A 25604-nucleotide genomic window follows, 5' to 3' on the forward strand; every position below is an offset into this window, starting at 1 on the left:
CTAGCGGAAGAGTGACAGAATGATCTCGGGCTGCGTATTGGCAATCTGAAGGCTTTGTAAAGCAAGCTGCTCCTGGGTTTGAAGCGCCTTCAACCTAGTCGACACCGCATTGAGATCGGCGTCGACGAGACGACCAACACCCTTGTCGATCGTTGCCATCATCTCTTCGGCAAACCCGGCTTGGAGATCAATTCTTGACTGCAAAGCACCAAGTATCGAGGCACCAGAGACAACAGCTTGTGACATAACGTCGAGAGCGGAAATCAGGTCATCAATATCGGCACCTGGATCGGTTATATCGATGGATAGGAAATCAAACCCGCTTAAGGTCACATAGGTCGAGTTCGTCTCGACTGTGAGTATGTCCGTCACACTGGTATTCGAGATGTTGAAGACCGCATATCGCCCGACATGCGGTCCGGAGGTATCCGGGCTAATGCTAAGATTGCCGCTATAAGACGAGAAATTCAGTTCGCTGACAACAGAATTCAGCACTGTCGCGAAATCAGCAACACTACCGACAAGGCCGTCGCTTGTGCCAAGAGCTGCATCCACATCGGCCTTGGTGACCGTATAGGTCTGACTGGTTCCGGCTGACGGAAAGTTGACGTCAAATGAGAACTGCGAAGACGGCGTCAGCTGGAACTGGAAGCCTGCCGTAAACGGGACGTAGGCGGCGGGCCGAATATTGACGTGCTGATAGGCCTGCGACAGGCCAAAACTGTAATTACTGGCAAGCGTCGAACTGACCGATCCAATTGCGATGCTTGACCCCTGCCCTGGAGCGGTCGTCTCCAGCGAAAAGACATCGATCAGGCTGCCGCTACCGGAAGTCGGTGAGAAGTGAAAATCATGCGAGGTGTCTGCGGGCACGCCAGCGGCAGTCAAGGCAGCCCTCATCACGGTGACCATCTCAGCGGTACCCGTGATAGATCCGTCTGACTTTCCAAGCGCGGAATTCACCAGCGCTTGATCAATCACGACTGAGTAATTGCTGCCGGCGGAATAGGGCGCGTTGGCGTCGACCATCACATTGAAGGAGATCTGATCGGTGGGCCCGAGACTGCGGGCACCGGCGAATGTAAACCATGAATGGCCATAATGCGGCGTGTCAGAGACTGCACCATTTTGCAGGCCGCCAATATCGGAGGGAAGGCCACCTGGGGTGATGACCTGCTTTGTGATCTTGGCTGATTGGAGCAGGCCCCCACCAGTTCTGTTAAAAAGCGAGATTTCGTCGAGTGCGACCTCTGTCGTGTCCACTGACACGCCACTGCCGGCCGATCGGATGAAAGAAGAGACGACAGAGACCCTGTTTTGTGTGGGCTCATCAAGTTCGGCGATATCAGTATTCAACCAGTTTTGTCCGCCAAAGCTCGACGCCTCAGCGATGCTAACGACTTGTTGCTTGAATTGCTCGAGCTCGGCTTGGATCTTTTTCTTATCGACGCCATCTTCCTTGGATGCGACAAGCTTCGCCTTGAACTCTGCAAGGACGTCAACGACCGCTTCCATTCCGGCATAAGCCGTATCGACCTTGGCAGCACCAAGGCCAAGAGCGTCCGAAATCGCAGAAACAGCGCGCCTGTCGGAACTCATCGTCGTGGAAATTGACCAGTAGGCGGCATTATCCGACGCGGACGCGACCCTGAGCCCCGATGATGCCTGACTTTGTGTCGTCTGCAGCGATGCAGATAGGCTTCGCAAAGTTTGCAAAGCGGCCATGGATGCGGTGTTTGAAAGGATGCTTGTCATGACACGTCGCTGAAAATTGATTTCGATAAGCGGGCGTCATCATGAGCCAAGTAGCGGAAACTCCGGCCGCCAACATGCTAAACAATGTCTTAACAATCGCGCCAATATGCAACGGGGATTTCCCCCTCATCTTAGAAGGGCAAATAGAAATTTGTGCTCGATGAGACGCTCGTCAATGGATCCAGCGCCATATTTTTGGATGGCGAATCTGGATTCTCAATCAAGAAATGATTCCGTGTTTCATGTAAGGAATGGTGGCCGCTCGAAAGAACCCAGGGCCATGGAAGCAAGAGCTTGGGTGAGAGAGGCTCCCTACTGTGAAGTTCTAAAAGGTGCTCCTCGAAAAACGCCGTCGCAGACATGAACATGGCTGGCCCGGCGAGATCGAACAGGCACGGCTCTGGTACGATCCGCATCTCGACCGGATCCATGAATTACCCGAGACCCAGAAGGCCGACCTCCTGCAGTTGGAACAGATCGCCTCAGGCTATCCAAGCCGGGAGCGCTTCCTGACCGAACTGACGCTCGATCCGCCGGAAGCAACAAGTGATCAGGCGGGCGTTCCGCTGCTTGACGAAGACTACCTGATCCTCTCGACCATCCACTCTGCCAAGGGTCAGGAATGGCGTGCCGTCTTCATGCTGAATGTCGTTGATGGCTGCATGCCGTCCGACCTTGGGGCGGGAACGACGGATGAGCTCGAGGAAGAACGCCGACTGCTCTATGTCGGCATGACCAGAGCCCGCGACAGCCTCAGTCTGATAACGCCGCAACGCTTCTACACCCATGGCCAGAACTCCAGGGGCGACAGACATGTCTATGCTTCGCGGACGCGCTTCATTCCGGCCATGCTCTTGCAGTTTTTCGAGCAGACAAGTTGGCCGAAGGTGGCAGCGACCACCACGGGACGCAGTGCAAGCCAGATCAGGATTGACGTTGCCGCCAAGATGCGCGGCATGTGGAATTGACGCCCAAAGAGGCGACCAGGGCGATCATGCGTCTCAACCAAAGGGATCGCCCGTGAAGCGATGTTTCCTGGCCTCAGTAAAGCGTCAATGAGCGCGGGGCCAGATCACTGGCGACCAGCAGCCTTCTCAAGCTTCATCATCATCAAGTTGGGTAAAGACAAGGCCCGGCGTGTCATCAACAAAGTTATCCGGCCTCAACAGCGCAGTGACGGCCGGCACCCAGACCTGCGGAACAAACATCAATTCGAGGCCCATGGCACGGCCGATATTGATCAGGGTCGTCGTTCGGGCGGAGCTGCGACCTGCTTCGATGTCCTGATAACGCAGACGCGAAATTCCCGCCTCTTCTGCCACCCGCTTTTGCGAATAGCCGAGCTCTTTGCGAGTTGCCTTCAGTTTCTGACCGATGAGCAGGAGGTCTTCTGATTCAGTTGCCACCACAATGCCTTATGCAGTAAATTTCATGAGCCACGATGTTCAAGACAGGCTTAAACTTGTCAAGCAAGTCCCCGGAGCGCAGCCAGTCTTTCGTTAGGGCGGTGATGGCTGGTACTGCCTATGCGGACCGATCGGAAGGCGATGCCGCGTCAGAGCTTCTGGAATGCACCAGGCGCTGGAATTCAGACCGAACGCGCAACTGCCTCTCAAATGACCTGACCGGGCCTTTCGTAAAGCAACCGAACCCAGACGCGCATCCGGCGTCGATGCCCCCAAAGATCTGCAGCACGTCTCTGGCGACTTGCCGTATCGGGCCTCAACCGTTATGCGAATTGTGCAAGAATGCATCTAGGAGAGCACCATTATGGCAACCGGCATCGTCAAATTCTTCGCCCAGGACAAGGGCTTCGGCTTCATCACCCCCGACGCGGGCGGCCCTGACGTCTTTGTCCACATTTCTGCGATTAGCACGGGCAGCCCGCTGCAGGATGGTGAGAAGGTGAACTATGATGTCGGCCAGGATCGCAAGACCGGCAAGTCCAAGGCAGAGAACGTCACCGTTCTGCGCTGATACTATTGAGCCCAATGGCGACGCGCGCGATTGGCCAAATCAGGGCAAAGTGCGCGTCCCTTCAACCTGCAGGGGTGGCGTACGGCTGCGCCTTATATGCCTCTGCCGTTTCGCGGCCAAAGCGCGTCTTTCAAGCGACCATTTCAGACAATCGCATTCGGCAACAGAACGCTGACTCGACGAGGGTTGCTGCAGATCTCTGCAAGGTCCACTCTCGAACAGTGACCTGCCGTCGCCTGCACTCTGGCCCGCGTGGCGATGACAACTTTAGCGTGTTCACGCCGTGCGATCGGGTGACCTCCCAAGCCTCTCAACTGCACCTGAGATACGCAATCTGTCCTACTGCCAGCGCTTGGAAAGCCTGCCTGCTCGACCTTCTTCTCGGTACCCCGAACCACGCGCTGCTAAGTCGAATTTGAGGACTCCAAGACCCTGCAGCGAGCAGCCTGCCAGCTGTGACCAAGCCTGTTGTCTTCAGTCCTCCGGCCAAACAGTGGCTCGGCCGGTCGAGGGGTAAACCGCGAGAAAAGTTGGAGGGATATTGAAGCTTCAGACAGGCTGTCGCGCTCAAATCCGAGCTCTCGATCAGGCAGCGCATGACCGATCAGGCAAATGAGGTAACCTGAGCCCGGCTATCAACAGAGCGTTCCCTGACGGTGGTTGCGCATTCGACACGATCCCGACCATTACGCTTGGCAAGATAAAGTGCTTCATCGGCGCGGCCGATCGCCGTGAGGACATCATGTTTCAGGTCGGCGACTTCGCTGACCCCGAAACTCGCGGTAAACGACTGCCCGTGAAGCCTGGTGATTGAAGTGTCCTTCAGACTTTTGCGCATCGTCTCTGCCCAGTGTTTCGCGTCCGCTTCTGAGGCACCGGGCAAAAGAATAACGAATTCCTCTCCGCCGAAACGGGTCAGCAATGTGTTTTCGCCGGCCATCTGCTTGAGCCTTAATGCCATGTCGATGATCACCTGATCGCCGACATCATGCCCGCGGGCGTCATTGATGGCCTTGAAGTGATCGATGTCGGCAACGACGACAGCGCCTGCGCATTTGCCGCTTTTGGCCAGTTGCTCGACGGCCATTTCAAATCCACGCCTGTTCAACAATCCAGTCATGGGATCGCGGGCTGCTGCAAGCCTATGCTTGTCCACCGATTTCAGGGCAAGTGCTGTGATCGCAGAGAAGGGGAAGAGCAGACAGATCGTCAGCGTCGTTACATGGACCGAAAGATTATAGGCGGACTCGACGAATTCGCTCATCGCTTCACCGGTAGGAAAGATGAAGGTGAAGACAACGCCCCGTACCAGACTATCGAGCACCGCCAGGAAACTGGCAAAAATCAGAAAACGATCGGCTGTATTCTTGCTACGGCCGACCACCTTGAAGACCGCGATTGCCAGCAGGCTCGAAAAGACCATCTCGATCACGAAAAGGACAAGCCGGAGATTGGGATCGATGAAGATAAAATAGATGTGAGGGGCAAGGAAGGAGAGTGCCAGGCAGCGTCTCACCAGAGCAGCTCGGTCCACGCCGAAATGGATCATCAAGGCGCTGCCGTAACAATAGGCGGCACCAATGAACAAGATCCCAGATGCCAGCTGATCAAATCGCGGTTCCACCGGAAATGTGGAAAGGGCAAAGCCGAGCCCGGTTTGCAAGAAGCCCACCGACCAATGCCAGGATGATGCCAGGCCCAGGCGCCACAAGAGCAGAAAAAACACCGAAAGGCCGATAAAGACGGTCAGTGGCAAATAGAAAAGCAGGTCTTTGGCATCCATCAGAACTACTCAGAAAAAAGCTGGCATCGTGGGAAGATTGGTGTGATCGGCAACCGATTTTCTTTATCCCCTTGATTTTCAGGGTGAATATTACGCGCAAACGTTAAATATCGGTGCTTGAGACGAACCTTTCCCTACAGTCCGTATCACGTTTCTGACATCGCTCAGTTGCAATCAGTCCCTCACTCGCCTGGGGTGGCCACACCTGACATCGGGCCCCGCAGGAGCCGCAGGAGCCGCAGGAGCCGCAGGAGCCGCAGGAGCCGCAAGAGCCGCAGGAGCCGCAGGAGCCGCAGGAGCCGCAGGAGCCGCAGGAGCCGCAGGAGCCGCAGCTTTCAGCCTCCTTTGCACGAATTTAACCGCCTTTCGACACATCACGGCAGAACTGTTGCACCTCAATGAAAGTGCAGCACACTCCTTTCGCAGGACGCGCGGCGAGTGAGTTCTCGATCCTCTTTCTTGGACAATGTGCTCTCTCTTGCTGTGCTCGCGTTTGTATGCTCGTCGGTTGACAAGACTGATCCCGCCTGATTGATATGATGTCAGACCAATTTTTGAGGCCTGACGTGGTTTCATCTCTCACCCCTCTCCCGCCCGCAGACCGTGGCCGCCAGGTGTCGGAATCGCTGGCTGCCTATATTCAACAGGCCGAGCTTGCGGCCGGTGATCGCTTGCCAGCCGAGCGTGAACTGATGGCAGCACTGGGCGTTGGTCGCTCGACAATCCGCGAGGTCATCAGGCAGTTTCAGGCGCTGGGCGTGATGGAAACGCGCAAGGGCAGTGGTACCTATCTCGTGAAGCCGATCACCTCAGCCACGATCCATATGCCGCTCTCGGTCAACATGGGCAGTCTGCGTGACGCCCTGTTGCAGACGCTCGAGGTGCGCCGTGGCATCGAATGCGAAGCCTGCATGGCAGCAGCCCGCCGGCGCACCCAGGACGATATCTTGTATATCAGTGCAGCGCTTGAGGAGATGGAGCGTGTCCATCTTCAAAAAGGCACCGCCGGCAAGGAAGATCTGGCCTTTCACCTCGCCATCTATGATGCGACCCATAATCCGCTGTTCAGGCAGTTGCTCGAACAGATGCGCGAAGCCTTCGAGAGCTTCTGGGACACGCCGTTTGACCGCCCGGACTTTGCGCGCCGCTCCTTTCCCTATCACCGCACCCTGTTCAACGCGATCGTCGCCCAGGACACCGAGGCTGCACGGCGCGAGACCATCAAGATCCTCGACATCGTCGAGGAAGACATCAAGGAAATGTCCAAATGACCATCGGCTCCGATTGGTTTGAACATGCATCGCTTTGCGTCGCCCATGACGAGACAAACGCCTTCGAGGCTGTGGTTCCGCCGATCGTCCAGACCTCGCTCTTTACCTTCGAGACCTATGACGAGATGGTTGCCACTTACCGTGGCGAGCGCAACCGACCTGTCTATTCGCGCGGCCTCAATCCGACGGTGCGTCATTTCGAGGAAATGCTGGCCAAACTGGAAGGCGGTGAAGATGCACTCGGCTTCGGCAGCGGCATGGCGGCAATCTCAACAACGGTCCTGACCTTCGTCGAACCAGGCGACCGGATCGTGGCTGTCCGCAATCTCTACCCCGATGCCTATCGCCTGTTCGGAACGCTGATGAAGCGGATGAAGGTGGAGGTCACCTATGTCGATGGCAAGGATCTCGAGGCCGTCGACCACGCCTTGAGCGGTGCCAGACTGCTTTATCTCGAAAGCCCGACAAGCTGGATCATGGAAACCCATGACGTGGCAGCGCTTGCGGGCATTGGCCGGAAACACGGTGCGCTGAGCGTCATCGACAACAGCTGGGCAAGCCCCGTCTTCCAGCGCCCGCTTGAGCTCGGTGTCGACATCGTCTTGCATTCCGCCTCGAAGTATCTGGGTGGTCATAGCGACGTGGTGGCCGGTGTCGTCACCGGCTCAAAGACACTGATCGACCGAATCCGCACCGAGACCCTGCCCTATCTCGGCGGCAAGATGTCGCCCTTTGATGCCTGGCTGCTGATCCGGGGATTGCGAACCTTGCCGATCCGAATGAAGGCCCATGAAGCCTCTGCAATCGAGATCGCACGACGGCTGAAATTTCTCGACATCGTCGAAGAGGTCAATCATCCGGGCCTTGCCAATCAACTGCCGCCTGGCCTCACCGGCACCTCGGGTCTCTTCTCCTTCGTGCTTCGCCAAGGCGTCGACATCAGGCGTTTCTGCGATCACCTGCAGCTCTTCAAGCTCGGCGTGAGCTGGGGCGGTCACGAAAGCCTGGTCGTGCCCGGCGAGGTCGTGTTGCAGCAAAAGGCCCAACCGAATTCCGCACATGCCTTTGGCATGAACCCGCGGTCCGTGCGCCTTCATGTCGGCCTCGAGGGAACCGAGGCCTTGTGGAGGGACCTGGAGGGGGCATTTTCTGCCGCCCAGGAAACATAAGCCCTGTCCTAACCCAACCAAGAAACAGAGGAGGAACTTCAACATGAAAGCAGTTTTGACAGCAGCCCTGATCAGCAGCCTGATGGCGGGAACGGCACTTGCCGACACCACCTTGAAGCTGGTCGAAGTGATCACCAGCCCTGAGCGCACCGAAACATTAAAATCGATCGTCTCGACCTTCGAGGCGGAAAACCCCGGCACCAAGGTCGAGATCATCTCGCTTCCCTGGGGCGAGGCCTTCCAGAAATTCGCGACCATGGTCTCGGCCGGCGAGATCCCTGACGTCATGGAAATGCCCGACACCTGGCTGTCGCTTTATGCCAATAACGGCATTGTCGAGAGCCTCGAGCCCTATCTGAAGGATTGGGATCAGACGGCAGATCTGTCCGATCGCGCGCTTGAGCTTGGCCGTGACGTCAAGGACACCGCCTATATGCTGCCTTACGGCTTTTATCTGAGAGCGATGTTCTACAACAAGAAGCTCCTGGAAGAGGCGGGGGTCACAGAACTGCCAAAGACGATGGACGAATTTGCCGAAGCCTCCAAGAAGGTCTCGGCTCTTCCCGGCAAGTATGGCTATTGCCTGCGTGGTGGACCCGGTGGCCTGAACGGCTGGGTGATGTTCGGTGCGTCGATGGCCGGATCGAATGAATTCTTCACCGAGGACGGCACCTCCACCTTCAATTCCGAAGGCTGGGTCAAGGGTCTCACCTGGCTGATCGATCTTTACAAGGAAGGCTACGCGCCAAAGGATTCCGTCAACTGGGGCTTCAACGAGATCGTCGCCGGCTTCTACAGCGGCACCTGCGCCTTCCTCGACCAGGATCCCGATGCCCTGATTGCGATTGCCGAACATATGGGCGATGACGATTACGGCGTCATGACCATGCCGAAGGGGCCCGACGGCAAGACCTTCCCGACCATTGGTTATGCCGGCTGGTCGATGATGGCGGCAAGCGAGAACAAGGATCTGTCCTGGAAGCTGATTGCCACCCTTCAGGGCAAACAAGGCAATATCGAGTGGAACAAGCGAACCGGCGCCCTGCCGGCACTCAAATCGGCCGAAAGCGATCCCTTTTATGCAAGCCCACAGTTCAAGGGCTGGTTCGAAGAACTGGCTGACAAGAATGCGGTGCCGACGGTGATGCCGACGCATCTGGAAGAATTTGCCTTCTTCAAGGATTCGCTCGTCATCAAGACTTCGCAGCAAGCGCTGCTTGGCGATATCACGCCTCAGGAGCTCGCCGACCAGTGGGCCGATTACCTGACCAAGGCGCAGCAGAAGCACCTGGCGAAACAGTAAGGCGTCAAAGACCGGGCAGAGCGAGACCTGCTTTGCCCGGTTCCTAAAACAGACACTGAGACAGTCACTTGCACTGACACGTCCAAGCAGATGAAGGCCTGAACAATGACGGCGACCCTTGAGCGGGGCGATCGGCGAACGCTTCTCAAGCGCATGGCCGATGCGTCGGAACCTTATCTCTACAGCGCGCCGGCATTGATCCTGATCGTTGCGGTGATGCTGGTGCCTTTGACGCTCGGCATTTCCTATGCGTTTCGCGATATTCAGCTTCTCAATCCGTTTTCTGGCGGCTTCATCGGTCTTGATCATTTCAAAGTGCTGAGCCAGGACGCCGACTTCTACCGGGCGCTGAAGAACACACTCTGGTGGACGGGTGCCTCTGTCGTCTTGCAGTTTACCTTGGGGCTGATCCTCGCTCTTTTGCTGGACAAGCCCTTCTATGGTCGCGGCCTTGCCCAGGCGCTGGTCTTCCTGCCTTGGGCGGTGCCAAGCTTTCTCGCCGGCCTCAACTGGGCCTGGCTCTTCAATCCGGTTATCGGCCCACTTCCCCACTGGCTCTTTTCCATGGGCGTCTTGAGCGAACCCAATAACATCCTCTCGGATCCGTCCTTGGCCATGTGGGGGCCGATCATCGCCAATGTCTGGTGGGGCATTCCCTTCTTTGCCATCACACTGCTTGCAGCCCTTCAGGCCATTCCGCGCGATCTCTATGAGGCAGCCGCGATCGATGGCGCCGGTCCGTTCCAGCGCTTCTGGTCGATTACCCTGCCCTTTCTCGCCCCGACCATGGCCATCACGATCCTGCTGCGCACCGTATGGATCTCGAACTTTGCCGATCTGATCATCGTCATGACCAATGGGGGGCCTGCCGACCGGACCCAGATCGTTGCCTCCTACATCTTCACCCAGGCCTTCAGGCGTCTCGACTTCGGCTATGCCTCGGCAATCGCTCTCGTGCTCCTGGTGCTGCTGATGGCCTATTCCATGCTGATTGTGCTGCTCCGGCAGACGCTTTTGAACAAGGACTGAGCCCCATGAGGTCGTCCCGCATCGCTCTGACTGTCGCCCATCGGCTTGCCATCCTCGCCTATATCGTCGTTGCCCTCTTCCCGCTCTACTGGCTCTTGAAGGTGGCGGTCACGCCGAACAACCTTCTCTACAGCGAGGGTGTGAGGATGTGGCCCTCAGCCACGACGTTCGAGCATTTCCGCTTCGTGATTGCCCACAGTGCCTTTCCCACCTTCTTCAAGAACAGCCTGATCGTTGCCGGCTCGACCGCCCTCGTCGTCACGATCATTGCATCCTTGTCGGGTTACGCGCTGTCACGCTTCAGCTTCAAGGCAAAATACTGGATCGTCGGCCTGATGCTCCTGACCCAGATGTTTCCGCTGGTCATGCTGGTCGCCCCGATCTTCAAGATGCTGTCTCCGCTCGGGCTGACCAACAGTCTGACGGGCCTTGTCATTGTCTATTCGGCCTTCAACGTGCCCTTTGCCACCTTTTTGATGCAGTCCTTCTTCGACGGCATTCCCAAGGACCTGGAAGAGGCGGCGATGATCGATGGTGCAACCCAGTTTGTCGCCTTTCGCCAGATCATTCTGCCACTGACGCTTCCAGGCATCGCGGCAACGCTCGGCTTCGTCTTCACCGCCGCATGGTCGGAGCTTCTCTTTGCGCTGATGCTGATCTCGGGCAATGACGCGGCCACCTTCCCCGTCGGACTTCTATCCTTCGTGTCGAAGTTCTCGGTCAATTTCGGGCAGATGATGGCAGCCGGTGTTCTCGCTCTCATCCCCGCCTGCCTCTTCTTCCTGCTCATCCAGCGCTATCTCGTGCAAGGCCTGACGGCTGGCGCGGTCAAAGGCTGAAAGGACTGTAAAACCATGGCTTCCATCGATGTCCGCGCAGTGACCAAAAGCTACGGCCATTTTCCTGTTCTGCATGGGGTAGACCTCACCATTCAAGACGGCGAGTTCATTGTGCTTGTCGGCCCCTCGGGCTGCGGCAAGTCCACGCTTTTGCGGATGATTGCAGGCTTAGAACAGATCACCTCCGGCGAGGTCGCAATCGAGGGTCGGCGGGTCAATGATCTGCCGCCCAAGGATCGCGACATTGCGATGGTCTTCCAATCCTATGCGCTTTACCCGCACATGTCGGTGGCCGACAATATGAGCTATAGCCTGCGGCTGAGAAAGACCGCCAAGGAGCGGATCACCGAGATCGTCGCCGGCGCCTCTTCAAAGCTTGGCCTCAATACCCTGCTCGAGCGGCGGCCTAAGGCCTTGTCCGGTGGCCAGCGTCAGCGCGTGGCAATGGGGCGTGCAATCGTTCGCCAGCCCAAGGCATTTCTGTTCGACGAGCCGCTTTCCAATCTCGATGCGCGCTTGCGCGAACAGATGCGTGCCGAAATCAAGAAGCTGCACAAGGAGCTTGGAGCCACATCGATCTATGTCACCCATGACCAGATCGAGGCCATGACGCTTGCCGACCGTATCGTTGCCATGCATGGCGGTGTGGTACAGCAGGTCGGTGCACCACTCGAGCTTTACGATCGCCCGGCCAATCTCTTCGTCGCCGGCTTCATCGGTTCGCCCGGCATGAACTTTCTCGAAGGCCACTATGTCACCAAGGACGGCCATGCCGCCATCCGTTTTGCGGACGGGACGGAGGTCGCCGTCGAAGAAAGGTCGTCCTTCGCGGGAGACCAAAAGGTCACACTCGGTATTCGGCCCGAGCATGTGGTCATTGCGCCCGACGGCGCCATCGAAGCCAGTGTGGAGCTTATCGAGCCGACCGGCTTTGGCATCATCATGCATCTGTCGGTGCACGGGCTGCCATTCAAGGTCTTCACCCTCGACCGCAGCGTCTTGGGCGCAACAGACAGTGTGAGGGTCAATTTCCCAATCGAACAACTGCATCTCTTCGACCAAGAGGGCAAGCGCATCTCCGAGCGTTCTTCCAGTCATTGATCGAGCACCGTACTGTCGTCGTCCGACCGCGATTCAAACAAGGAAAGAGGCGGTAGGCAGCAAGGGTCAGACTTGGCCCTTGACATGCCCGCTCCACCAGAAGGGGGATTGCGGCTGATGCGTACCAGTTGGCAGGATCTTGGGCGGCATGTTCGCGGCAGAAACCTTGGATGGCTAAGCGAAGCGTTGATCAAGCGCAATCCAGGACGGCCCAGCTATCAGGTTCACTGACTCAGGCCAGCGGCGCCGATTTTGTCAGAAAAGCTTCAATTATATCCCTGACGCGGCCATATGGATGGTTTCTTCTCAAGCCATCCGTGTTTACCCGCTCGCGGAAACGGTGCCGGGCGACACTGATCGGCCGGTCCAGCGCGTCAGCCGGCTCTCGGCGTCGACATCGATCCAAAGGTCAAGTCTTCTCAGGTGAAGGGCAATTGCGGGGCGCAGATGGTCCCTGGGGCCATACCGCTCACAGATGCTCTCGACACGCGCGTTGATCTCTTCGGCTCGGTCATCCGGGACATCCAGATCACCGAAGAAATAGTGGTCATTGCCCACAGCATAGAGTAGCGCCCGTTTGCAGGATCTCATCGATGAATGAGCAATCTGGTCTTTGCGCATCGTATTCTCCATGCGACGTCAATATGTGCAGCGTCCGCAACTTGTCACCCTGTGAGATTTGGGGGGTGGTTCGTCAGCGCTGACATCGGTGAAGCAGCTGCAGACGCCACACGCTTAACCCTGTTGAATGACGACAATTTAGACGCTATATTACGTCAAAATTACAGGCACACAGAAAGTGGACGTGTCATGAGTCTTGCCCGATATGCCGATCAGGGACTGTTTTCCCCACGCAAGATTGCGGAGATCTTACTGACGACCAGTGAGGACATCGCTCGAACCGCAGGGCTTGGCAAGGATGCGGTCCAGCGCAAGGACCGGATCCGTTCAGACAAGACCCAGCGCCGTTTGCGCGAAGTGACGGAAATCATCAACAAGGTTGAGCCCCGTTTCGGTTCCGCATTGATAGCTTATGCTTGGTACCGGTCAGAGCCTTTGCCGGGGTTTTCAGGCCTGACAGCGATGCAGCTTGTCCGAGATGGACGTGCAAACGAGGTGCTCGAATACATCGACGCAGTCGACGCCGGCATTCACGCCTGATCGGCGCCTCGATGTTCTTCAAGGGAGAAATATACAGAGCACTTAACCCCCTTTACGCCCGCGAACCGCGATCGGGGCGCGGGGCGGCGCTTTATGGTGGGCGGTTCAACAATCAGGGGATCCCCGCGTTATACACGTCGCTTTCGATCGTGACAGCGATCCGAGAGGCCAATCAGGTCGGGAGCCTGCAACCGACGACCTTGGTCGCCTACAGGGCGGACATCGAGCGCGTTTTTGACAGTCGGGATGATGCCACCCTCGCGGCCTACGGAATGGATAGCACGGCCCTGGCGGACCCCACCTGGCGTGACCAGATGAAATCGAATGGCGAGGCGAAAACGCAGGCGTTTGCAAGGCGTTTGATCGCCGATGGCCACCAGGGACTGATTGTAAGAAGTTTTGCACGCGGCGCATCAGACGACGATCTTAACCTCGTCCTTTGGCAGTGGGGCGACGACGCGCCCTCAACTCTCACAGTCATCGATGACGAGAACCGGCTCTCCCGGTAGCTGGTCCGTCAATGCATGTTTCCCAGTGACGGATGTTCTGCCCCACCGCGTCTGCCGCGACTGATCGGGATCGACATTCCATGGCTGAGCGACAAGGAGCTTCTCAGGGGAGTTAAAGTCCCACGAGCGGACGCTACAGAGCGGAACGCTTCCCTTACCTTTTCGACCAGACGCAGTAATAAACCGAGCTGCGAAAAAGATCGGCCGAGTCAGGCTGCTCGGGCGAACACGCCTGGCGTGACGCCAACATGCCGCGTGAACGCCACGTGGAAGGCGCTGGCCGAGCCGTAACCGATCCGTGTTGCGATCTCGATGAGCGGCATCTCCTGCCGTACCAACAGGTCCTTGGCAATTGCCATGCGCCAGCCCGTCAAATATTCCTTTGGCGCAACGCCTACCTCCCGTCGGAAACGTTCAAAAAATGCCGACCGGGACATGGCCGAAGTCTCTGCCAATGTCTCGATGGATACACCGGCGCTCGGGTCTTGATGAATCCGGCGCAGCGCCGGCGCCAGGCGACTGTCAGACAGGCCACGCAGTAGGCCAGGAGATGATTTTGCCCCTCCGGCACACCGCAGCGCATCGATGAAGAGAACTTCCAGCAACCGGGCAAGTATCATGTCCCGCGCCGCAAGGCCGCCGACCATCTCGGTGTGGATCATTCTGACGAGATCCATAAGCCGCTGCTCGCCTCGGGCATGAATGATATCCGGCAGCAGCGAGCTGAGCAGCTGCGTGTCGTTCGCCAGGAATGAACAATGGCCCACCATGGCCGTGACTTCAGACGGTGCGTCAGGATTGCCGAGGCGGAACACGCCAGGATCGATCTCCAGCCGTTGCGGTAACGTACCCGGCGGAGGCTCTCGAACGCTGCTCATGGTGAATGCATGGATTTGTGGGACGAGGATGAAATCCCCGGCATTAAGGACAATTGGCGATCTGCCAGCGATTGTGAGCAGGCACTGTCCTTCGACAATTGCACAATAGAATGGACTGCCAAGCTCCCGGCGCTCCACCCACCATGCCCCACCGGCCGTGACCAGTTTGGCGATGGACGGCATGGGCTTGAGCAGCGAGACGATTTCTGCCAGCGGATCAGACATATCTGGACTTTCACTAAATGGATGCGGATGTTCACATATAGGAAATCCAGATGCGTTCGTCCATCTTGGGGGTGTACAAGGAGCCCTAGAGATGACCACGAACAATCTAATCGATATCGCACGCACTATTCCGACGCCCGGCGCCGCACTCACAATCGCCTACTCGCCAATTCTTCTCGACATGATTGGGCGGCAGCCGCTGGAACTGCGCCTGACTGCACCCGCAGCCGGCCATCGTCTCCCCATCGTCATACTGTCGCATGGCTACGGGCCATCCTTCTACATCGCCTCGAAGGACGGCTACGCGCACATGGCGCAGTTCTGGGCGGAACGCGGCTTTGCTGTCATTCAGCCAACGCATGCCAGTTCCCGCGTCGGCGGGCTTCCTTCAGACGCCGAAGGAGCGCCCTTCTTCTGGCGCGAGCGTGTGGCGGAGATACGGACAATCATCGACCGCCTATCCGATATCGAGGAGCGTGCGCCGGCAGTCGCTGGTCGCCTCGACCAAGACCGCATCGCTGCGGTGGGACATTCTCTCGGCGGCCATACCGTCAGCCTGCTTCTCGGTGCGCAACTTCATGGAGAGGCGTTTGGCGATCCGCGCATCAAGGCCGGGATCCTTCTCACGACGCCCGGAAGGGGTGGAAAAGATCTGACTGAGGAAAACGCTGAACGCTTTCCGTTCTTTGACGTCGACTTCTCTCACCTCAAGACGCCGACGCTGGTCGTTTGCGGGGCGGACGACAATCCCCGGTTCACCCGGCGTGGCCCCGAGTGGCATGCGGATGCCTATCACGACGGGGTGGGCGCGCATGCCTTGCTCACGCTTGACGGCGTCGGACACGGGCTTGGGGGCATTGCCGGTCTCGATGCCAAGGAGACCGAGGTCGAAGCACCGGATGCGCTGGAAGCAACGAAGCGCATGACACTGGCATGGTTGAGCACAGCACTCGGTCATGACACCAGTGCCTGGTCTTCGGCGCGTGCGGCTATCACAGGTCCGGCAAGCAGTCTTGGAAACCTGATCGAGAAGTGACCGGATGGTCGAGACCCCGGCGTTGGATGGCGTCCGGCAGCGGACGATCGAGGCGGAGGCCCCACTTGGCTTCCGCTTCGCTCGCTCTTTGCGCCATCCGCCGAGAGCACAGCCTCATCACTCACCTTGATTATCGGCCCATCACCGGCGCGCATTCGCTCGTGAACCGAGTATCTCCGACGGTCACCGACGGGCAGATCGCGGCGTATCACAACGCGCTGAGGGGAGAGGTCTCGATCGACCTCCAGGCGGCCTGCATGCACCGTGCCAGCGGTGTGCGCGAAAGGCACCAGGGACATCAACAAAAATGCACAGAGGCTTTTGGGATTATCGAAGCCCGCGTGAGATCAGCAGCGAGGTTCTTCCATCGACATGTGATACGGCTTCAAGGGCAACTCGAACTCTGAATAGCAAGAGTTTGTGAGGCTCGACGCTCATTCCGCAAAGCTCAGATGAATGTCCCGCCGAAGATTGTCGAGCGCCGGCGGAGGGCGAACCAGCCGCCGATAAGCTCCTTCCTCCTTGCTCCAGTCGCGGTCCAGCCAAGGAATGACTATCGCCTCGGCCGCGCGTTACAACCATCCCAAATTTCGTGCTCGTTCAGCCGATGGCTACCGCCTCCGCACCGTCATCACCAAACTCGTCCTCGGCCGCAACGTCACCTTCATCAATGGCACGGGTGGCTGCGTGGCGACACTGGTCAGGCTGAGCTTTTGAAGGACCACTGCAAGCACTGCGACCGCCTCCATCAAGGCAAAGCCACTTCCGATGCAGACCCGGGGACCGGCGCCGAAAGGCATGTAAGCGAAGCGGTGCCTCTCCTTGGTCGCTTCTGGCGCGAACCGGTCCGGATCAAACCGCTCGGCGTCCCGCCAGATTAAAGCATGCCGATGGACGGCGTATATCGGCACGAGGAGTACGGTGCCGGCCGGGATCAAGTAGGCGCCCAACCTGAAGTCCTTTAACGCTGTGCGCGTGATGATGGGTGCCGGTGGATAAAGCCGCATGGCCTCGGAGAATACCTGCCTTGTATAGGCCAGCAGCGGCATATGCTCCGCGGTGATCGGATTTCCGGCAGACACTTGAGCAATCTCGTTCACGACCTTCTGCTCGATGTCGGGATGGCGCGACAGGAGGTCGAAGGTCCACGCCAGACCGAGTGCCGTGGTTTCATGCCCCGCGGTGATGAGGGTCATCAGGTTGTCGACCATCTCGTCGTCGCTCATCGTCCGTCCGGTCTCCGGATCCGATGCTGACAGAAGCATGGACACAAGGTCATGGCGCTTCTTTCCACCACGACGTCTCTCGTCGATCACCCGGGCGAGGCTTGTGCGCAAAAATCTGACCGCAGCCATGGCCTTGCCTCGGCCAGGATAGGGCATCCAGTGCGGTGCTCCCATAACGCCGAGCGCAAACGTCCAGCCGCTGGGCTCCAGATAATCGGTAATGCTCTGCTCCACCCGGCCAACGTCGAGCCCGTGGCCGCCCGACATCATCGTTTCCACGATGATGTCGAAGGTGGTGCGCATCATCTCGTGACCAATGTCAGCGGTTCCTTCGACGGGGTTGAGCAGCCGGTCGCGGGCATCTTCAGCTGCCAAAATCATCGCAGGCTGAAGTGCTTCGAGCGAGGCCGGACGAAAAGCGCTGGCGACCGATTGCCGCTGCCACTTCCAATGCGCGCCATCGGCCGTCAGAAGGCCCTGTCCAAGAGCAGGACCGAGAGCGCGGCGCACCTGATCGCCCTTCCCAAGCACGGTTGCACTCTTGACCAGTGCTTCCTGCACCAGGACTGGATCGGCAATCCATACCGTCACTCTACCCGCAGTCTTGGAAAACACGAGTGGCTCGGTGAAGATCGACGGCGGCACGGCTTCGAGCGGATTTCGAACGAGAGAAAAGAGAGCCTGTGCAGTCGGGGTTCGAATGATCGGCCCCATCGGGCTTGTATCGGTCACGATTTCGCTCAAAATCTAACTCCAGAGTTTCAATTTCGTGCTGCCAGGCGACCTCGGTTCAGGCTGCGGGTCCAGCAAGTCGCAAAGGGTGGACCTGATAAATTCGGGGGATCTCCCGGGCGGGGGTCGTCAGGTGGCGCATGTGGTCTTCCTGCTCGTCAGTGCACTTTGCCAGTCGTCCGAGCATGGCTGCGCCATAATGCTCTTATGGACGAACGATTGCTCGGCAATGTGGTTCCTCTCTGAACATGTCGTGCTTTCTGATCACGGAGCCCTCCCCATCCCCCACCCGACGCCACTTGATTGACACTCGGCCTGCAGCGCACGCACTCGATAGCGGGTAACCAAGGTTCTGGCGCGGATACGAAAGCCAAGCCGGGTCAAAGTGATAAAGATGCCCCGGTGGTTCTGCATGCCCTACCGTCTTGCCACTCCGCGAGCACTCTCACGGCAAAGCCCAAGTTCCCGCCGATTTCAGCGCGCGTATATGGGCATGGGCAAACTCAGACGGTGGGCTGGTGGATGCGCCCCGCGTGGCCTAGCAATGCAATTCGAGGGTCGGAAGAGAGCCTGCCTCATCTATTGGGCGATTGGGGACAACCCTATGACGCGCTCACGAGAGGTGCGTGGTAGCCGGTCATTCGAGAGGTCAGGTCAGCCGCGGATGGTAACAAGGTTCAAGGGCAGTTGGAACCAGCACGCCCCAGAATTGTTCAAGTGACATCCCTCTTTTGCGGCGACCGAACGGGCAAGAAATGCATTTCAACCATGATGTCTGGCTCTGTTTCTCCGGCGGCAATGCCATCGGGGCATATCATGCAGGCGCCTATGAGGCTCTTTCTGAGAACGGCATCGAGCCCACTGCCATTGCTGGTGCATCAATCGGTGCAATCACTGCGGCTTTGATCGCCGGCAATGGGGCGGGCGAGCGAGCCAGCAAACTAAAGCAGTTTTGGTCACTCGCCGAGCAGGCCTCGCTCCTTCCAGACGCCAAGCAAAGCAGAATTGCTGGCGGCATGCAGACCTTGATCAGCGGCCGCCCCAGCCTTTTCCATCCGCGCATCGACTGGAGCATGTTTGGCATGCCGTCGCGCGCCAGTCTGTTTGACCCGGCGCCCATGCGGCGCGAACTACAGGCGCTTATCGATTTCGACCGACTGAATTCCGGCGCAATCAGGGTGGTTGTAACCGCGGTCGATGTGGAGACTGGGGAGCTGCGATCGTTTGATACGCTTCGTGAGCAGCTCACGGTGGACCATCTGATGGCAAGCACCGCGTTTCCGGTCTTCTTCCCGCCGGTCCGGCTCAGCGAGAGACACTATGTGGATCCCGGTGTTGTATGCAATCTGCCGATTGAGCCCCTCTTCACCGACATGCCAGCCTATCCAGTCACCTGCTTTGCATTCGATGCTGCCATTCCGCACGGCCCCGTCCCAGACGGGGTAGACACCGCACTGATCCGGGCACAAGATATTCTGTTTTCAGCACAAAGCAGGTATGCCCTGGCGAGGATCAGACAAAAGCTGGATAGCTTTGCAAGCGACAGCGGATCCGCTCGCAGTTCAATCCGTCATTATACGTTTCGGGACGAGGCGAGCATGGAGACAGGTCTGAAGATGATCGACTTCAGGAGCGATAGCTTGAAGCAGCGGTGGGCGGAAGGCAGAAGGACGGTATTGAGCGCGCGGACACGGGAGTGACCTTGCAAACTCAGCCGTAATCATGGAGGCGGCCTCGGACATTCCCCTTTTTTCGCAGTCATACCGGCAGACAGACCGGTCACCGGCACAAGAGCACCTGCTTGCTGAGATCGTTGCGTATCGCCGTTGCTGCGATCGCGGCCTGCCCCACAGCACTGCTGATCTGGTTCAAGCCGGCGACCGTGTCGCCCGCGGCATATAGGTAGGGAATGGTAGAGCGCAGATGCTTGTCGACCTTGATACAGCCATCGGAGGTAAGCTCGGCGCCAACCATCTTCGCGAGCCCGGAACGGTTGTCGCAGCCAAGGGCTGGGTAAGCGGCGTCGTAGTCGAACACACCCCCGGCTCCTGCTATTCGAATGGACTTGCCAGACAAAGTGATGTCGATCATGGGACCAGCGACCAGCTGTACGCCAAGTTGTTTTAGGCTCGAAATCTCACGTTTCGACAGGTCGAAATCGCCTTCCGGCGACACAAGCCAGAGATCCCTGGTAAAACTGCGAAGAAAGAGTGCCTCGGAATAGGCATGAGATCCCGCCCCGATGATCGCAATTTTCCTGTCACTGACCTCATAGCCGTCACAAATTGGGCAGTAACGTAGCAATCCCTCGCTGACTGCGGCGTCATGCAGCGCAACAGGCATTTTAGGTCGGCGGTCCGTCACGCCTGTCGCCATCATCACGGCACGGGCTTCGATCTGGCGACCCTGTACTGAAACGAGAAATCTGCTCCCTATCCTCGATACACCGGTGACGAATGTTTTCGCGATGTGTGCGCCATAGCGCAAAGCGTGGTCGCGCATGCGTGATAGCATGTCCACACCCCGTATCCCTTCGGGAAATCCTGGCACGTTGTGCGAGAAAGGAATAGCGGCGGCCCGACTTAAGCCGTCGTCGAACACGGTGACCTTCAATTGGTACCTCGCCAGGTAAAGCGCGGCGGTTAACCCAGCGGGTCCACCACCGATGACCGCACAATCGAGTTCTCGTTCGTCGCCGTCCACATGCCCTCACAGTCGTCGTCGCGCCGCGGCGCTTAATGTCCTCGTCAGCAAATGCCAGCCTGGCTGCCCCATACCGCGCCTCTGTCACAGTCGGAACGGCTCAAAGGGCTGTGAGTTGGGAAAAGCTGTCATCACCGTGTGGCCGTTCCATTATGGGCCCTAAGAGATTACTCATGTTCATCACCAAGTCTTGCCCTAGTCGACAAGTTGTTCTTCTGGTCAAGGGGCGCGGAACCTGGGCGCGGCGTGCTTCGGCGACCTTGCAATCAGCGGGCTTCCTTGTACACGAGGCCTTTTCAGCCAGAGACGCTCGCGATGCCCTGGTTCGTGGCACAGTCAGCTTTGTCATTTCTGACACGGATCTTCGCGACGAAACCGGGTTCGTTTCATCAAGCGGGTGAGAGAAATCTCGCCAATGACAGAGGCATTTCTCGCCAGCTCTCAGTCGCTCGCCATCAGACACGCGACCATGCTCGCCTCTCGACTGCAGGTCCCAGTCGGCCATGAACCACGCAGATCCTGCGCCCGCTGACCGATAGATAGACTTGACGGCCTTCGGGTCGGACCGCGTTCCCCAAGACATATTCGTCGCGCTTCAAGGCGACCGCCAGTCCTGCGATCGCCTGAGCCGCGCTCAGACTTTAGCCGTCTGTCCCGCCTTACTGAGAGCGGCAAAGCGCATAGTGGTTTCGTGAAGGTTGCTCTCAAGCCATTCGGCCATTCTGATCTCTTCATCGAGATTGGCCTGAAGGCTACTGACGAGTCCCTGATAACCTGCCAGCTCCGCCAGAGCGATCAGGGATTTGTAGGCAGCGATCTCAAAATTCTCGAAAGCGAAATTGGCGAAGCTGTTCTTCAAGATTTCGTCGCCCGCAACAGTGTGACTAAGCGCTGCCATGGAGCCTACAGCTGAAAGCGCCATATCCTTCAGCGAAGAATGGTCCTGCCCCAAGCTGGTCAGTAGTTCTTCGAGCCGTGCAATCTGCCTCTCAGTTTCTCGGATATGCTGATCGAGTTTTGCTGCGATCTCAGGATAGTTCTCGATGCGTTTGACCTGCGGCTTCATGATCGAGAGTGCTTGGTTCTCCATCGCGTGGGCGTTTTTCAGACCGGTAATAAAGATCTTTCGCGTCGGGTTTTCTGTCATCCTACTGCTCCTTGCTGCGATTTCGACAACCCCAAGTGGCCTGTTTAAGTTCCTCAGGCTGCCGCCCAAACCTCATATCCTCTGAGATACGAGCGCTTGACTGCGCAACGGGTGAGACGGGCATTTGAAGGTATTCGTCAAACGACCGCAGCGGTCCAAGCAGGAGCTGAACATCCAAATGGGCGCCACCATCTGGTCGGCTGTCGATGGGGATAGGAACATGTCCGTTCGCCGGCAGTATGATCGATATGCCTGTTGGGGCGTGACGTCGCGCCTGTGTCGGGGATCCGACCCACCAAGTTGCTTTTCGAGACCGGAACATGTGGGAGATGACGTCGTTGCTGCATGCCAGGCTTTTCTGGCGGAGATCGGCAGCAGGTGAACGTGCGCATAAACCGCGATAAAGCTGATGACAGAACCCAGCCCCCGGCCCTCGCCGCAGAGCCCGAAAGCAAAAGGCTTCCCCCCGGCCTGGTTGCGACCAGATTGGTGAGCGCGCTGCGGGATGTGGGTCGGTCGACATGTTATGTGGCGCTCAGCGAAAGCGAGGCCGATGAAATTGCGGCTGCCGTCGGCACCCTTTTTCCAGATCTCGCCTTTCTTGTCCTGCCACCCTGGGACTGCCTCCCCTACGACCGCTTGCCGCCGTCGCCGCACTGCATGGGCCGGCGCATGGATGTCTTGCGGCTCTGGAGAAGTCCGGCTGACACACCCAGCCTCCTGGTCACGTCGCTGGAGGCCGTGCTTCAACGTGTCCCGCCGGTAGACATTATCGAGAACAGCAAGTTCGACTTGACGGTGGGCAGGCCGCTTGACCGCACGGCCTTCTCCGAATTCGTCCGTCAGACGGGCTACATCGAAGAAGGTGTTGCTGACGATCCCGGCGAGCTGGTCCTGCGTGAAGGGGTGATCGACATCTTCCCCGCCGGCGCGCCCGGCCCTTTAAGAATCGTCCTTTCAGGCGATGGTCAGGTCGAGGAACTCAGAGGTTTCGATCGCGTGTCCCAGCGCACGGAGAGCGTTCTCGAGCATGTGACACTCGGCCCGGCATCTGAAGCCGTCATGATCGACGCCAATGAAGACGGCGAGCACCCGAGTTTCTTGAACATGGAGCACTTGCTTTACCGACTTTACGACACCATGCCGAGTGTGTTCGAGATCCTGGGCGATGCGGTCATATATCTCGCGCCGGACGCCGGGACGCGCGTCCAGCGCATTTTCGACATCATCGAAGACGCGCAGCAATCCCGCAGCTTGCATGGTGAAACAGACACCGGTTCGACGCAGTCGCTCTATTTAAGCCCGACAGAGTGGGATCGCTATGTTCGAGCGATGAAGGCCGACGGTCTGGATCTTGGAGAAGAACGCGGCCTGCCAGCATATTTCTTGCCCTTCGCTTCAGGCAGATCCATGGCCAGTCTGGTCGAAAATGACCTGAAGCAGGGACAGAAGATTGTCGTCACCGGAGCGGGCAATGCCCTTGATGTATTGGCACGACGGTTCGCAAAGGCGGCGGGCAAGAGCGTCCGGTCGATCGACACATGGGACGCTGTGCTGGCCGAAAAAGCCGGCAGCCTGCTTAAACTACCATCCGCGCTGGAGCATGGCTTTGCAGACAGCGAGCAACAGATCGTCGTCGTCGCCGCGCAGCAAACCCGAGAGAGGAGCACCTCTAAGGTCATCCTGTCCGAGCCACAGCTGCAGATCGGCGATGTCGTTGTCCACGAGGATCACGGAGTGGGTGTCCTGAAAGACCTGCAGAGCATAGACATAGACGGCGTCTCTTACGATGCTGCCCGCCTCGGATATCGCGATGATGGATCGCTTCTTGTGCCGATGGAGGATTTCGGCAAACTGTGGCGTTATGGCTCGCAGCCCGAGGCCGTATCGCTCGACCGGCTGCACACGGACGCCTGGCGGAAGAAGCGCGAAAAGATTGCCGAAGATATCCAGTCCAGCGCACAGCATCTGGCAAAGATTGCAAAGCAGAGGCTGGCGGCACAGGCGAAAACCTTTACACCGCCCCAGGCTGCCTATGCCGCCTTTACACGACGTTTTCCTCATCCGGAAACAGCGGACCAGACCGAGGCGATCAATGCCGTGCTTACCGACCTGTCGTCCGGACAGCCGATGAACCGCCTGGTCTGCGGGGATGTCGGGTTCGGCAAGACGGAGATCGCCTTGCGGGCGGCCGCGGCGGTCGCTCTTGCTGGAGGCCAGGTGGTTGTGATTGCGCCAACCACGGTGCTCGCTCGTCAGCACTTCTCCACCTTCGAACATCGCTTTGCAGGAACGGGCATTTCTGTCGGGATGCTATCCCGGCTCGTCAAGGCGAGCGAGGCGAAGCAGGTGAAGGCCGCGCTTGCCGAGGGCAGTCTTGGTGTCATCGTCGCGACACAGGCGATCCTGGCCAAGGACGTGCGTTTCGCTCGCCTTGGCCTTCTGATTGTCGACGAAGAACATCGTTTTGGATTGAGACAAAAGCACGCGATGCATAAGTTGGCGCCGTCGTTGCATGTGCTTGCCATGTCGGCCACCCCGATCCCACGGACGCTGCAATCGGCAATGGTCGGGATACAGGAGGTGAGCTTGCTCACCACGCCCCCCCGTAGACGCCTACCTGTTCGGACTGCACTTTCAAAGTGCGATAACGCCTCGATGCGCATCGGGTTTATGCGCGAGTATCGGCGTAACGGGCAAAGCTTTGTCGTGGTGCCGCGTATCGAAGACATCAAGGAGGTCGAGGCGAAGCTGCGCAAGATCGTTCCGGAGCTTTCGATAAGGATCGCCCACGGAAAGATGCCGGCAGCGGCCATTGATGAGGCCGTTGTCTCCTTCGCTGCAGGCGATGGCGATATCCTGCTCGCCACCAACATCATAGAAAACGGGCTCGACGTACCCAGGGCCAATACCCTATTCGTCTGGCGCGCCGATCTGTTCGGACTGGCGCAGCTTCACCAGTTGCGTGGACGCGTGGGGCGTTCAGGCGTGCAAGGTACGGCAACCTTCCTGATCGACGAAAAGCCGGAGTTGTCCGAGGAGACGCAGTCGCGCCTGTCAACGCTGGTCGAGAACGACCGGCTGGGCTCGGGCCTTGCAATCAGTACGCGCGATCTGGATCTGCGCGGCGGAGGCGACCTTGCCGGCGAGGACCAGGCTGGGCATATCAAGGCGATCGGTATTGGTCTTTATCAGACGCTTCTGGCAGAGGCAGTCGCAAAGCTTGGCAAATCAGGCCGTAAGATCCAAGAGCGTAGCCTCCTGAACCTTGGGGGCTCTGGCACAATCCCGGCGGACTATGTATCTGATCCGGCCCTACGGTTAAACCTCTATGCGAAACTGTTGCGGGCGAACTCAGCAGAACAGTTGGACGAGCTGGAAGAAGAATTCAGCGACCGGTTTGGCGAGGCGCCGCCGGCGGTTGAACTGCTGATCAGGACGACCCGGCTGCAGCTTCTGGGAGGCCAGTTGGGGATCGTGAAGCTTGACGCTGGTCCAAAAGCACTCGCTCTGACCCTCCGGAACAAGGCGTCCGTCAAATTCTGGGCGTCACTTTGCAAAACACAAGGGGCGGTGTTGGAAGACACTCGGCTCCTGTTTCCTGCCGCTGTTGCAACGGGCGAAGAACCGCTCGATTTCTTTGAAAGGATTGTCGCCCTCCCGCAAGACAAGGCGGGCCGATAGCTTGATGAGCAACGCATGGGCGTGTCGCTTCATATGACTAGTTTTCGGCCAGGGCCGCTGTCGACGGATAATTTCA

Annotated in this window: 21 protein-coding genes and 1 pseudogene; 15 read left to right on the forward strand and 7 right to left on the reverse strand. The window is 58.2% G+C overall.

What is annotated here, in order from left to right:
- Window positions 1–1755: a flagellin gene (locus D4A92_RS23375; RefSeq protein ID WP_203020312.1), complete on the reverse strand. Its 1755-nt coding sequence runs from the start codon at window positions 1753–1755 to the stop codon at window positions 1–3.
- Window positions 1756–2117: 362 nt separating this feature from the next.
- Between D4A92_RS23375 and D4A92_RS23380 the strand changes: the two are divergent.
- Window positions 2118–2723: pseudogene (locus D4A92_RS23380) on the forward strand (3'-5' exonuclease); the annotation flags it as partial.
- Window positions 2724–2849: 126 nt separating this feature from the next.
- On the opposite strand, the gene D4A92_RS23385 reads toward D4A92_RS23380, so the two are convergent.
- On the reverse strand, window positions 2850–3161 hold the full coding sequence (locus tag D4A92_RS23385) for a helix-turn-helix domain-containing protein (protein ID WP_203020313.1): 312 nt from the start codon (window positions 3159–3161) through the stop codon (window positions 2850–2852).
- Between the two features lie 364 nt (window positions 3162–3525).
- Between D4A92_RS23385 and D4A92_RS23390 the strand changes: the two genes are divergently transcribed.
- Window positions 3526–3732, forward strand: a complete 207-nt coding sequence (locus tag D4A92_RS23390) for a cold-shock protein (protein WP_203020315.1) — start codon at window positions 3526–3528, stop codon at window positions 3730–3732.
- Window positions 3733–4336: 604 nt separating this feature from the next.
- Here D4A92_RS23390 and D4A92_RS23395 read toward each other — a convergent pair.
- The gene (locus D4A92_RS23395) at window positions 4337–5515 is read right to left on the reverse strand and encodes a GGDEF domain-containing protein (protein WP_203020317.1); all 1179 of its coding nucleotides are present in this window, start codon (window positions 5513–5515) and stop codon (window positions 4337–4339) included.
- 539 nt (window positions 5516–6054) lie between these two features.
- Between D4A92_RS23395 and D4A92_RS23400 the strand changes: the two genes are divergently transcribed.
- From D4A92_RS23400 to D4A92_RS23435, 8 genes are all read left to right on the forward strand, one after another.
- The gene (locus tag D4A92_RS23400) at window positions 6055–6786 is read left to right on the forward strand and encodes a FadR/GntR family transcriptional regulator (RefSeq protein WP_425959434.1); all 732 of its coding nucleotides are present in this window, start codon (window positions 6055–6057) and stop codon (window positions 6784–6786) included.
- The gene (locus tag D4A92_RS23405) at window positions 6783–7955 is read left to right on the forward strand and encodes a PLP-dependent transferase (protein ID WP_203020321.1); all 1173 of its coding nucleotides are present in this window, start codon (window positions 6783–6785) and stop codon (window positions 7953–7955) included. Before D4A92_RS23400 ends, D4A92_RS23405 begins: the two co-directional genes overlap by 4 nt.
- Window positions 7956–7998: 43 nt before the next feature.
- Window positions 7999–9258, forward strand: a complete 1260-nt coding sequence (locus tag D4A92_RS23410) for an ABC transporter substrate-binding protein (RefSeq protein WP_203020323.1) — start codon at window positions 7999–8001, stop codon at window positions 9256–9258.
- 105 nt (window positions 9259–9363) lie between these two features.
- A complete protein-coding gene (locus D4A92_RS23415) occupies window positions 9364–10287 on the forward strand; it encodes a carbohydrate ABC transporter permease (protein ID WP_203020326.1) in 924 nt (307 codons plus the stop codon).
- A gap of 5 nt (window positions 10288–10292) precedes the next feature.
- The gene (locus tag D4A92_RS23420; protein WP_006728703.1) at window positions 10293–11126 is read left to right on the forward strand and encodes a carbohydrate ABC transporter permease; all 834 of its coding nucleotides are present in this window, start codon (window positions 10293–10295) and stop codon (window positions 11124–11126) included.
- A gap of 15 nt (window positions 11127–11141) precedes the next feature.
- On the forward strand, window positions 11142–12227 hold the full coding sequence (locus D4A92_RS23425; protein WP_203020328.1) for an ABC transporter ATP-binding protein: 1086 nt from the start codon (window positions 11142–11144) through the stop codon (window positions 12225–12227).
- A gap of 810 nt (window positions 12228–13037) precedes the next feature.
- On the forward strand, window positions 13038–13388 hold the full coding sequence (locus tag D4A92_RS23430) for an antitoxin Xre/MbcA/ParS toxin-binding domain-containing protein (protein WP_203020929.1): 351 nt from the start codon (window positions 13038–13040) through the stop codon (window positions 13386–13388).
- 11 nt (window positions 13389–13399) lie between these two features.
- Window positions 13400–13897 (forward strand): RES family NAD+ phosphorylase, encoded by a 498-nt coding sequence (locus tag D4A92_RS23435; protein WP_203020330.1) that lies wholly within the window; start codon window positions 13400–13402, stop codon window positions 13895–13897.
- Between the two features lie 209 nt (window positions 13898–14106).
- On the opposite strand, the gene D4A92_RS23440 is transcribed toward D4A92_RS23435, so the two are convergent.
- Window positions 14107–15000, reverse strand: a complete 894-nt coding sequence (locus D4A92_RS23440; protein ID WP_203020332.1) for an AraC family transcriptional regulator — start codon at window positions 14998–15000, stop codon at window positions 14107–14109.
- A gap of 91 nt (window positions 15001–15091) precedes the next feature.
- Between D4A92_RS23440 and D4A92_RS23445 the strand changes: the two genes are divergently transcribed.
- Window positions 15092–16036 (forward strand): alpha/beta hydrolase family protein, encoded by a 945-nt coding sequence (locus D4A92_RS23445; RefSeq protein ID WP_203020334.1) that lies wholly within the window; start codon window positions 15092–15094, stop codon window positions 16034–16036.
- A 65-nt stretch (window positions 16037–16101) separates the two neighbouring features.
- Window positions 16102–16443 carry a hypothetical protein gene (locus D4A92_RS23450; RefSeq protein WP_203020354.1) on the forward strand — a complete coding sequence of 114 codons (342 nt, stop codon included), beginning with the start codon at window positions 16102–16104 and terminating at the stop codon, window positions 16441–16443.
- Window positions 16444–16647: 204 nt separating this feature from the next.
- Here D4A92_RS23450 and D4A92_RS23455 read toward each other — a convergent pair whose 3' ends face one another.
- On the reverse strand, window positions 16648–17976 hold the full coding sequence (locus D4A92_RS23455) for a cytochrome P450 (RefSeq protein WP_203020931.1): 1329 nt from the start codon (window positions 17974–17976) through the stop codon (window positions 16648–16650).
- A gap of 773 nt (window positions 17977–18749) precedes the next feature.
- On the opposite strand from D4A92_RS23455, the gene D4A92_RS23460 reads away from it, so the two are divergent.
- Window positions 18750–19694 carry a patatin-like phospholipase family protein gene (locus D4A92_RS23460; protein ID WP_203020356.1) on the forward strand — a complete coding sequence of 315 codons (945 nt, stop codon included), beginning with the start codon at window positions 18750–18752 and terminating at the stop codon, window positions 19692–19694.
- A gap of 79 nt (window positions 19695–19773) precedes the next feature.
- On the opposite strand, the gene D4A92_RS23465 is transcribed toward D4A92_RS23460, so the two are convergent.
- The gene (locus D4A92_RS23465; protein WP_203020358.1) at window positions 19774–20697 is read right to left on the reverse strand and encodes an NAD(P)/FAD-dependent oxidoreductase; all 924 of its coding nucleotides are present in this window, start codon (window positions 20695–20697) and stop codon (window positions 19774–19776) included.
- 173 nt (window positions 20698–20870) lie between these two features.
- Here D4A92_RS23465 and D4A92_RS23470 point away from each other — a divergent pair, with 173 nt between their 5' ends.
- Entirely contained in the window at window positions 20871–21098 is a 228-nt protein-coding gene (locus tag D4A92_RS23470; RefSeq protein ID WP_203020360.1) for a hypothetical protein, read from the forward strand.
- Between the two features lie 233 nt (window positions 21099–21331).
- Here D4A92_RS23470 and D4A92_RS23475 read toward each other — a convergent pair whose 3' ends face one another.
- The gene (locus tag D4A92_RS23475; protein WP_203020361.1) at window positions 21332–21844 is read right to left on the reverse strand and encodes a ferritin-like domain-containing protein; all 513 of its coding nucleotides are present in this window, start codon (window positions 21842–21844) and stop codon (window positions 21332–21334) included.
- Window positions 21845–22189: 345 nt separating this feature from the next.
- Between D4A92_RS23475 and D4A92_RS23480 the strand changes: the two genes are divergently transcribed.
- Window positions 22190–25528, forward strand: coding sequence for a DEAD/DEAH box helicase (locus D4A92_RS23480; RefSeq protein ID WP_432445037.1), 3339 nt, complete (start codon window positions 22190–22192; stop codon window positions 25526–25528).
- The last annotated feature ends 76 nt before the right edge of the window (window positions 25529–25604 follow it).

Source organism: Rhizobium rosettiformans, assembly GCF_016806065.1.
In the GTDB taxonomy this organism is placed as follows: Bacteria; Pseudomonadota; Alphaproteobacteria; order Rhizobiales; family Rhizobiaceae; genus Allorhizobium.